Genomic DNA, 10,021 nt, shown 5'->3' with positions numbered 1-10,021 from the left:
GCTGTCGAGCAGGCTGACGACGCCCAAGGCGTCGCCGGGGCCGATCGATTCGATCACTTTGCCGGCGCGGGTCACATCGATCGCGCCTTCGAGCAGAATATACATGTGGTCGGGCGCGTCGCCCTCGCGAAAGACCGTTGCGCCAGCGGGAAAAGCGACGGTCGCGCCCAAACGGCGCGCGGTTTCACGGAAATAGACATCAAGCTGGGCTGGAAAAACAATTTGGCTCATGGCCGTCCCCTCATTCTTTCGATCGAGGGTGGGTCATGATTTGGTCACAATCAAATCAATCCTGCGTGCGGCGCTTGCGCTCGCGAGGCCTGATTTTCCGGGGCGTTGCCCGTCAGTAGAACTCGGCCGCCGCCTCGGGCAGTTCGGAAAAGCACGAAATGACCCGGTCGGGGCCATATTCGACCACCGGCCGGTCGGTATAGCCGAAATCGACGGCGATCGAGGGCACGCCGGCGGCGCGCGCGGTGGCGATATCGGTCTTGGAATCGCCGATCATGAGCGCGCGCCCGACCTCGCCGCCCGCCGCCTCGATGGTGCGCAGCAGCGGCGTCGGGTCCGGCTTGGCGATCCCGAACGTGTCCTGGCCGCAGATGAAGGCGAAACGGTCCGCGACGCCGAGCTTTTCCAGCAGCAGCCGCGCGGGGCGTTCGATCTTGTTGGTGCAGACGGCGAAAAAGCCGCCGCGCGCCTCCAGCGCGTCCAAAGCCTCGACCACGCCGGGATAGAGCCGGCTCTCGTCGGCGATCCGGGTTTCGTAATGGGTCAGGAAACGCTCATACATGTCGTCGAGCCGTTCGTCGCTGACGGTCTGGCTCTGGGCGGCGAGAGCGCGGACGAGCAGCGCGCGGGCGCCGGCGCCGAGCAGCGATCGGGCGTCCTCGATCGGCGTCGCGGCGAAGCCCTCCTGCACCATGACGTAATCCAGGGTCCCCATCAGGTCGCCCGCCGTATCGGCCAGGGTGCCGTCGAGGTCGAAAACGTGGAGAATGCGGTCGGATGTCTGATCCGGCGTTGCGGCCATGCCAATGCTCCTGTCGTGATGGATGGCTATAATGGCTTGCGCCGGCGCTGTCACGTCAAACCGCCCGCATGATAGATTCCTGAGAAAATCGCGCTGATTCGCCCGCTGGCGGCGAAGGTCAAGACAAGGGAGCCGCAATGCTGCGACGGATCGTTCTTGCTTTGCTTGCGACCACGGGCGTGGCTCGGGCCGCCAATTACGATTTTCTGGCCGCGCCGGAAATCGATCTCAACCGCGTCTATCGCATCGACCGAGCGACCGGCGAGGTCGGCGCCTGCCAATATGGGCTGAAGGACGGCAGTCCGGTCGGCGTCACCTTGTGCTATCCGCCGGGCGAGGGCGCGGGGCCGCAATCGCCCAGTGAATATGCGCTTGTCGCCTCGCGGCATGAGAAGGAGGGCGGCGTATTCCGGGTCGATCAGCGCACCGGCGCCATGTCGATCTGCTATGTGCTGAACGAGGCGGTGGTCTGCACGCCGCCGGGGAAGTAAAGTGGACGCGCTGACCCTTTTCGGCCTGTTCGCCGTCAGCGCCATGCTGCTGTTCTATGCGCTGGAGCCGCGCGGCAGCATTTACATTCTGGGCTTCGCGGGCTCCTGCGCGCTCGGCTCGGCCTATGGCTTCCTGCAGGGCGCGTGGCCGTTTGGCCTGGTGGAGGGCGTGTGGTCGCTGGTGGCGCTGCGGCGTTTTCTGGAAGCGCGCAAAGGAGTGTGACATGCGTCTCGACGATCCTTCGCTCTTGAAGGCGCAATGGCTGCTCGGCGGCGTGTGGCGCGGCGAGGGCGTGCTGGAAATCCGCAATCCCGCCAATGGCGCGGTGCTGGCCAAGGTTCCGAACGGCGCCGCGGCCGAGGCGACTGAAGCGGTCGAACTGGCGGCGCGCGCGCAAAAGAGCTGGGCGGCGCTGACGGCCAAGCAGCGTGGCGCGGTGCTGCGCAAATGGTTCGACCTGATCCTCGCCGCGCGTGAGGATCTCGCAATCATTATGACCAGCGAGCAGGGCAAGCCGCTCGGTGAGGCCCGCGGCGAGATCGATTATGCCGCGAGCTTCATTGAATTCTACGCCGAGGAAGCCAAGCGCATCTATGGCGAGACCATTCCCTCGCCCTGGCCCGACGCGCGGATCCTGACGATCCGCCAGCCGATCGGCGTGATGGCGGCGATCACGCCGTGGAATTTCCCGGCGGCGATGATTACCCGCAAATGCGCCCCGGCTTTGGCGGCCGGCTGCGCCTGCGTCGTCAAGCCGGCGCCGGAGACGCCGCTGACTGCGCTGGCTTTGGGCGAATTGGCGATCCGCGCCGGCTTGCCGGCGGGCGTGCTGAACATCGTCACCGGCGACGCCGCGGCGATCGGTAAGGTCTTTTGCGAGCATCCGGCGGTGCGCTTCGTCGGTTTCACCGGCTCGACCGAGGTCGGCAAACTGCTGATGCGGCAGGCGGCTTCGGGCGTCAAAAAAGTCGGGCTGGAGCTGGGCGGCAATGCGCCCTTCATCGTCTTCGACGACGCCGATCTCGATGCGGCGGTCGCCGGGGCCCTCGTTTCGAAATATCGCAACATGGGCCAGACCTGCGTCTGCGCCAACCGGCTCTATGTGCAGGACGGCATCTATGACGCCTTCGCCGCGAAACTTGCCGAGGCGGTGTCGAAGCTGAAGGTCGGCGACGGATTGGCGGAGGGCGTGCAGCAGGGGCCGCTCATCACGCCCGAGGCCGTCGACAAGGTCGAGGCCCATATCGCCGACGCCGTGAGCAAGGGCGCGCGCGTGCTGGTCGGCGGCAAGAGGCACGAACTTGGCGGCACCTTCTTCCAGCCGACTGTGCTCGCCGAGGTCACGCCGCAAATGGCGGTGGCGCGCGAGGAAACTTTTGGTCCGGTCGCGCCCTTGTTTCGCTTCAAGGACGAGGCGGATGTGATCGCTCAGGCCAACGCCACGCAATTTGGGCTGGCCGCCTATTTCTACGCTCGCGATCTCGGCCGCGTGTTCCGCGTCGCCGAGGCGCTGGAATATGGCATGGTCGCGGTCAATTCCGGCATTCTCTCCACCGAGGTCGCGCCCTTCGGCGGCGTGAAGGAATCCGGCATCGGACGTGAAGGCTCGCGCCACGGAATCGAGGAATTCACCGAGATCAAATATGTCCTGCTCGGGGGGCTGGGCGCTTGAGCGCGGCCTGGTATTGCGCCGAGGACGGCAAGGCGGTCGGCCCCTTCAGCGCCGACCAGATCCGCGCCCGCATTCAGGCCGCGCCGGACAAGGCTCTGCTGATCTGGCGCGAGGGCATGGCGGAATGGGCCGACGCGCGCCATGTGTCGGAATTTGCGCCGGCTGAGCCGAAAAAGGGCGCGCCCAAAAAGGCGATCACCATCGACCGCGCCGAACTGGCGCGCCGCGCGCGCCATGAGTTTTTCGAATATCTCGGGATTTCAGCCTATCTCTTCGTCTGTTTCGGCGCCCTGACGATCTACAAGACGGCGGTGCTGCGCAGCGTCGGCGTGGAATTCGCGCCCATGGGCCTGTCGCTGGTCAAGGCGCTGATTTCGGCGAAGCTCATCATGATCCTGCAGGCGCTCAAGCTCGATCGCCGTATCCGGCAGGTCGAGGCGCCTTTCCTCATCATCCTGCAGAAGGCCGCGCTGTTCACTCTCTTCCTGGTCATCCTGACGGTGATCGAGGAATTGTTGGTCGGCCACCTGCACGGCAAGGAAAGCCGCGAAATCCTGTCGGAAATGGCGGGCGGCACGGTGCCGCAGGCCCTGAGCGTGGGCCTGCTGATGTTCCTGATCATGATCCCCTTTTTCGCCTTCCGGGAAAGCGGGATCAATTTCTGGAAAGCGCCGGAGGGCTGACGCGGACGCCAGCCGGTCCTTGAACAGGACCGCTGTGACGTCACACGATCTTCGCGCGCACCGCGCCGACGCCCGCAATCTCGCCGACCGCCACATCGCCCGGAACCAGCGGGCCGACTCCCGCCGGCGTGCCGGTGTAGATCAGGTCGCCCGGGGCTAGCGCGACATAGGTCGACAGAGCGGCCACGATTTCCGGCACGGACCAGATCAGGTCCGACAGGTCGCCATCCTGTTTCACCGCGCCATTGACCGTGATCGAAATGCGGCCCTTGGCGGGATGGCCGATCTTCGCGGCCGGCTCGATCAGGCCGATCGGGGCGGAAAAATCAAAGCCCTTGCTCATGTCCCAGGGCTTGCGATTCTCCCGCGCGGCGGTCTGGAGGTCGCGGCGGGTCAAATCGATGCCGGCGGCATAGCCGTAAATATGGTCGAGCGCCTGTTCGGCCGGAATGTTGGCGCCCGCCTTGCCGATGGCCACGACCAGCTCGATCTCGTGATGAAAATTCTTGGTCAGGCTCGGATAAGGCGCATCGGCGCCGTCGATCACGATGGAATCCGCCGGCTTGGTGAAGAAGAAGGGCGGCTCGCGGGTCGGATCGCCGCCCATTTCACGGGCGTGAGCGGCGTAATTCTGGCCGACGCAGAAAATGCGGCGCACCGGGAACAGGCCGCCGCCGGCGACCGGCGCGGCGGCCTGCGGCGGGGCGGGGATTACGAATTCAACCATGTCGTTTCTCCGGAAAGGGCGTCACTCGGCGGGTTGCGGGACCGGTCTGGCTGGGGCTTCGACGATCGGGAGGTTCAGCAGCGCCGAGACGATTCCCAACACGATGGACAGGATCCAGACCGGCAGATAGGAGCCGAAACTCTCGCGAAAATAGCCGCCGAGCAAGACGCCGAGAAAGCCGCCGACCTGGTGCGAGAAAAAGGCGAATCCATAGAGCATCGACAGATTGCCGGCGCCGAACATCTGGCCGATCAGCGACGAGGTCGGCGGCACGGTCGAAAGCCACAGCAGGCCGGTCACGGCGCCGAACAGCAGCGCCGAGGTCGGGCTCGGCGGCAAGGCGATGAAGATCGCCGTGGCGATGGCGCGCGACAGATAGATCGCCGACAGGATGAAGCGGCGCGGGACCCACATGCCGAGCCAGCCCGACAGCAGCGAGCCGAAAATATTGAAGGCGCCGACCAGAGCGATCGCCCAATAGCCGACAACCGGCGACAGGCCGCTTTCCACGATATAGCGCTGGAAATGGACGGTGATGAAGGCGAGCTGGAAGCCGCAGGTGAAAAAGCCCAGCACCAGAAGGACATAGGAGCGATAGCTGACCGCGTGGCGGAAGGTTGCGCCCTGGCTGACGCGCCCTCCGAAGGCGGCCGGCGGGCTGGCTAAAGCCAGCGAAAGCGGGACGATGGGCAGGATCAGCGCCGCGAAGACCAGCGCCGCGCCTTCCCAGCCGATGCGCTCGATCAGCGCCCCGGCGAGCGGCGAGAACAGGAACTGGCCGAACGAGCCGGCGGCCGTCGCCGCCCCGAACGCATAGGAGAGCCGTTGCGGCGGCAGCAGTTTGGCGAAGGAGCCGAGCACGAGATTGAACGAGGCGCCCGACAGGCCGAAGCCGATCAGCACGCCGGCGCCGAGATTGAAGCCGAGCGCCGTATCGGCCTGGGCCATCAGCGCCAGCCCGGCGGCATAGAGCAGGGCGCCGGCGATCAGCACGTATTTCGAGCCATAACGGTCGGCCAGCGCCCCGGCGAAGGGCTGGCCGACGCCCCAGAGCAGGTTCTGCGCGGCCAGGGCGAAGGAAAAGGCCTCCTGGCCCCAGGGGTGCGAGGAGAACACCGGCAGTTGAAACGCGCCCATCACCGAGCGCGGACCGAAGGACAACAGCGCCACCAGGCAGCCGGCCAGCACGATGGCGCCGGTGGGCAGGCGGGAAGATTTGGTCGACGCCTGGGCCTGGGTCACGGGTCACGCTCCATACTGGGCGAATTGATGCGAGGGCGGCATACGAAAGGGGGCGGTCGGTTTTCGCAAAATGCAGCGAAAACAAAGGAATTCGGAGTCGATTGCGATTTGCAATGAACTCTAGCACGCCGCGCGCGGGCCGTCCTTGTGCCGCTGCAAGGAGATTTCCGCGCGCAAGGCGTCCGCCGCGCTAAACGAAAAGTCATAGAACCGTCGCGGGCTTGCAATGTTATGGTCGGCGCGGCCGGAACGCGCCAAAAGAGCGCCGAATCAGCGTCCAACGAGGAAACAAGGAGCGGTCATGCGTCTGTTGAGCCTGATTTTCGCCCCCCGTCATTTCGCGCTCATTCTCGGTCTGGTGTTTTTCGTCTGGACGCTGGCGGCCATGACGCTGCATCCGGCGCGCGCGGGCCTGCTGGTCATCCCGCTGGTGATTTTCGGCGGTCTGCTCGCGGTGGGCGTCAGCGACATGCTCCAGAAGCGCCATTCGGTCCTGCGCAATTATCCGATCCTCGCGCATATGCGCTTCATTCTGGAAGAGATCCGCCCGGAGATCCGGCAATATTTCTTCGAAAGCGAGACCGACGGTTCGCCCTTCAGCCGCGACCGGCGCGCGGTGGTCTATCAGCGCGCCAAAATGCAGCTCGACAAAAGGCCGTTCGGCACCCAGCTCGCGGTCTATTCCGATGGTTTCGAATGGATGCTGCATTCGCTCAGCCCGCGTCCGCTGGCGACGGCGCCGTTCCGTATCGCGATCGGCGGCCCGGACTGCAAACAGCCCTATTCGGCCTCGGTGTTGAATATTTCCGCCATGAGCTTCGGGGCGCTCAGCGCCAACGCCATCCGCGCCCTGAACGGCGGGGCGAAGGCCGGCGGATTCGCCCATGACACCGGGGAGGGCGGCTTCTCGCCCTATCACGCAGAAAAGGGCGGCGACGTGATCTGGGAGATCGGCTCCGGCTATTTCGGCTGCCGCACGCTCGACGGCGCCTTTTCGCCGGAACGATTCGCCGAAACGGCGAAAAATCCGCAGATCAAAATGATCGAGATCAAGCTCAGCCAGGGCGCCAAGCCGGGCCATGGCGGCGTCCTGCCCGCCGCCAAAGTGACGCCGGAAATCTCGGCCATACGCGGCGTGCCCATGGGACGGGACTGCATTTCGCCGCCGGGCCACAGCGCTTTTTCGACGCCGCTGGAGTTGATGGCCTTCATCCGGCAATTGCGCGAATTATCGGGCGGAAAGCCGGTCGGGATCAAATTCTGTCTCGGCCAGCCGGTCGAATTCCTGGCTATCTGCAAGGCCATGCTGGCGAGCGGGACCGCGCCCGATTTCATCGTGGTGGACGGCAAGGAGGGCGGCACGGGCGCCGCGCCGCCGGAATTCATGGACCATCTCGGCATGCCGATGCGCGACGGCCTGACCTTCGTGCATAATACGCTGGTCGGGATCGGCCTGCGCGATCAGGTGCGGGTCGGCTGTTCCGGCAAGATCCTCACCGCCTTCGACATGGCGCGCGCCATGGCGCTCGGCGCCGATTGGTGCAACAGCGCGCGCGGCTTCATGTTCGCCCTCGGCTGCATTCAGTCGCTGTCGTGCCACACCGACGCCTGTCCGACCGGGGTCGCCACGCAGGACCCCTGGCGCGGCCGCGCCATCCATGTGCCGGACAAGACCGAGCGCGTGGGCAATTTCCACCGCGCCACCCTGCATTGCCTGGCTGAACTGACCGCCGCGGCCGGACTGGATCATCCCAACCAGTTCGATCTGGATCATTTCCGCAGGCGCATTTCCGAAAGCAGCGTGGTCAGTTTCGCCGACCTTTACCCGGATCTGGAAACGGGCGAATTGGTGCGCGGCGCGCGCGACCCGCGCCTCGCGGCCTTGTGGGACAAGGCGAGCGCGGAGCATTTTTCGCCGCAGCGCCGCGCGGCGTGAGCGGGAGCGATAGCGTATTCGCTGACGCGGCCCTTCGGGTCGAGCGAAGTGGATGCCGGTTCGCGTGAAGAAAACGCGTCAAAACAAAAAGTCAGATCTTTTCGCGCAGGGCCGAGGCGATGCGGGGATCGGTCGAGGCCGGCTCGGCGATGGGCGCGGGCGGCGGCGGCAGGTCCATCCGGTCGAGATTGAGACGCAGGGCGCTCATGAGAACGCCCTTGAGCGCGGACGTCACGATCAGGGTCACTGCCGAACCGGCGCCGATGATGATCAAAGTGAGATTGGCTCGGACCCTGTCCGAGACGTCGGCGAGCGCGAAGACATGCGGCGTAAGGAGCGCGAGCGCCAGACAAATCCCGGCGGCGCCGACGACGCCGTTGAGCGCCTTGCCGAACCCCCTGTCGCGCAAGGCGAGATCGGTGAGATAGCCGAAGACGGCGGCATAGATGATCAGGCAGAGCGCGAACAGGTCGCGGCGATCGCCCGTCAGCTCCCGAAAGCCGATCCAGTCCACCACTTTGTCGACGAAGGTGTCGATCAGCGGCAGCGAGGAGCCGGCGCCGAAGCCATTCGCCAGAGCGGGACCGCTCGCCAGAACGGCGAGCGCCGACGCGGCCACAGTCAGGCCGACGAGGGAGGAGGCGCGAGGAAATCCGGGCGTGTTCGACATGGCGGGGTCACAGGTGCGGCCATCGACATGGGCCGAACGCTATTCGTGCCATAGACGCCTTGCGATTCCGTAAAATCGAACGCAGAAAGACAGGCCTGTTGCGCCTTCCCGATCACATATTGGGATAATTGGGTCCGCCGCCGCCTTCTGGTGTGGTCCAGGTGATGTTCTGGGCGGGGTCCTTGATGTCGCAGGTTTTGCAGTGGACGCAGTTCTGGGCGTTGATCACGAAGCGCGGGTCTTGCTTCGCCGCCTCGTCGCCATAGACCACTTCATAGACGCCCGCCGGGCAATAGAGCCGCGCCGGCTCGCCATAGGCCGGCAGATTGACGCCGGTCGGAATCGAGGCGTCGGCGAGCTTCAGATGGCAGGGCTGGTCTTCCTCGTGATTGGTGTTCGACAGAAACACCGAGGACAATTTGTCGAAGGTCAGCACGCCATCGGGCCTGGGATAGACGATCGGCTTGACCGCGCTCAGCGGCTTCAAAGTGGCGTAGTCCGGCTTGCCGTGCTTCAGCGTGCCGAACAGCGTCAGGCCGAAGGTATTGTTCAGCCACATGTCGAGCCCGCCGAGCGGCACGCCGAGCCAGGTGCCGAGCTTCGACCACAACGGCTTGACGTTGCGCACCTTTTTCAGGTCGTCGCCGATCGGCCCGGCGCGCCAGCCCGCGTCGTAATCGGCCAGTTCGTCATGGCCGCGCCCGTCCGCCAACGCCTTCGCGGCGGCCTCCGCCGCCTCCATGCCGGACAACACGGCGTTGTGCGACCCTTTGATGCGCGGCACGTTCATGAAGCCGGCCGCGCAGCCGATCAGCGCGCCGCCGGGGAAGGCCAGTTTCGGCACCGATTGCCAGCCGCCCTCGGTCAAGGCGCGCGCGCCATAGGCCAGACGCTTGCCGCCGGCAAAGATGTCGCGCACCATCGGATGGGTCTTGAAGCGCTGGAACTCGTCGAATGGCGACAGCGTCGGGTTCTTGTAGTTCAGATGCACCACGAAGCCGACGACGACCTGATTGTCCTCGATATGATAGAGGAACGAGCCGCCGCCCGTTCCGCCGCCAAGCGGCCAGCCGAACGAATGCTGGACGAGACCCGGCTGGTGTTTGGCCGGATCGATCCGCCACAGCTCCTTGAGGCCGATGCCGTATTTCTGGGGCTCGCGGCCCTGGTCGAGGCCGAATTTGGCGATGATCTGCTTGGATAAAGAGCCGCGCGCGCCCTCGGCGAAGAGCGTGTACTTTCCGCGCAGCTCCATGCCGCGGGTAAAGCTGTCCTTGGGGCTACCGTCGCGGCCGACGCCCATGTCGCCGGTGGCGATGCCGAGCACTTCGCTTTTGTCGCCGTAAAGCACTTCCGTGGCGGCGAAGCCCGGATAGATTTCGACGCCGAGCTCTTCGGCCTTGGCGCCGAGGAAGCGGCAGACATTGCCCAGCGAGCCGGCGAAATTGCCGTGATTGCTCATCAGCGGCGGCATCAGGAAATTGGGCAGGCGAATGCCGCCGGAGGGACCGAGCAGATAGAAGCGGTCGTCATTGACTTCGACGGTCAGCGGCCGGGCCGGGTCAT

The 10,021-nt window shown here is 65.3% G+C and carries 11 protein-coding genes; 5 read left to right on the top strand and 6 right to left on the bottom strand.

The window, feature by feature from the left end:
* Together ACE3S9_RS09085 and ACE3S9_RS09080 are read right to left on the bottom strand one after the other, a co-directional pair.
* A partial coding sequence (locus tag ACE3S9_RS09085; RefSeq protein ID WP_374546130.1) for a cyclic nucleotide-binding domain-containing protein occupies positions 1-231 on the bottom strand: 231 nt, incomplete at its 3' end.
* 112 nt (positions 232-343) lie between these two features.
* Complete coding sequence (locus ACE3S9_RS09080) at positions 344-1,033, bottom strand: HAD-IA family hydrolase (RefSeq protein WP_374546129.1); 690 nt, start codon at positions 1,031-1,033, stop codon at positions 344-346.
* A 137-nt stretch (positions 1,034-1,170) separates the two neighbouring features.
* Here ACE3S9_RS09080 and ACE3S9_RS09075 point away from each other — a divergent pair, with 137 nt between their 5' ends.
* Genes ACE3S9_RS09075 through ACE3S9_RS09060 form a run of 4 tightly spaced genes read left to right on the top strand, consistent with a single transcriptional unit; the run spans position 1,171 to position 3,880 of the window.
* Entirely contained in the window at positions 1,171-1,524 is a 354-nt protein-coding gene (locus ACE3S9_RS09075) for a hypothetical protein (RefSeq protein ID WP_374546128.1), read from the top strand.
* Position 1,525: 1 nt separating this feature from the next.
* On the top strand, positions 1,526-1,747 hold the full coding sequence (locus tag ACE3S9_RS09070) for a hypothetical protein (protein ID WP_374546127.1): 222 nt from the start codon (positions 1,526-1,528) through the stop codon (positions 1,745-1,747).
* Between the two features lies 1 nt (position 1,748).
* Entirely contained in the window at positions 1,749-3,197 is a 1,449-nt protein-coding gene (locus ACE3S9_RS09065; protein WP_374546125.1) for an NAD-dependent succinate-semialdehyde dehydrogenase, read from the top strand.
* Entirely contained in the window at positions 3,194-3,880 is a 687-nt protein-coding gene (locus ACE3S9_RS09060) for a DUF4339 domain-containing protein (protein WP_374546124.1), read from the top strand. The genes ACE3S9_RS09065 and ACE3S9_RS09060 overlap by 4 nt, the downstream gene beginning before the upstream one ends.
* A gap of 40 nt (positions 3,881-3,920) precedes the next feature.
* Here the strand turns inward: ACE3S9_RS09060 and ACE3S9_RS09055 are convergent, their stop codons facing one another.
* Positions 3,921-4,607 (bottom strand): fumarylacetoacetate hydrolase family protein, encoded by a 687-nt coding sequence (locus ACE3S9_RS09055; RefSeq protein WP_374546123.1) that lies wholly within the window; start codon positions 4,605-4,607, stop codon positions 3,921-3,923.
* Between the two features lie 21 nt (positions 4,608-4,628).
* Positions 4,629-5,849, bottom strand: a complete 1,221-nt coding sequence (locus ACE3S9_RS09050; protein WP_374546122.1) for an MFS transporter — start codon at positions 5,847-5,849, stop codon at positions 4,629-4,631.
* Between the two features lie 301 nt (positions 5,850-6,150).
* Here ACE3S9_RS09050 and ACE3S9_RS09045 point away from each other — a divergent pair, with 301 nt between their 5' ends.
* Positions 6,151-7,785: an FMN-binding glutamate synthase family protein gene (locus ACE3S9_RS09045; RefSeq protein ID WP_374546121.1), complete on the top strand. Its 1,635-nt coding sequence runs from the start codon at positions 6,151-6,153 to the stop codon at positions 7,783-7,785.
* A gap of 91 nt (positions 7,786-7,876) precedes the next feature.
* Here the strand turns inward: ACE3S9_RS09045 and ACE3S9_RS09040 are convergent, their stop codons facing one another.
* Positions 7,877-8,455, bottom strand: coding sequence for a hypothetical protein (locus ACE3S9_RS09040; RefSeq protein WP_374546120.1), 579 nt, complete (start codon positions 8,453-8,455; stop codon positions 7,877-7,879).
* A gap of 112 nt (positions 8,456-8,567) precedes the next feature.
* Positions 8,568-10,021, bottom strand: a 1,454-nt coding sequence (locus ACE3S9_RS09035; RefSeq protein WP_374546119.1) for an electron transfer flavoprotein-ubiquinone oxidoreductase, incomplete at its 5' end; no start/stop codon positions are given.

The organism is Rhodoblastus sp. (assembly GCF_041915505.1).
In the GTDB taxonomy this organism is placed as follows: Bacteria; Pseudomonadota; Alphaproteobacteria; order Rhizobiales; family Beijerinckiaceae; genus Rhodoblastus.
Note: the sequence above shows the minus strand (reverse complement) of the source record. Positions and strands in the feature narration are given on the sequence as shown.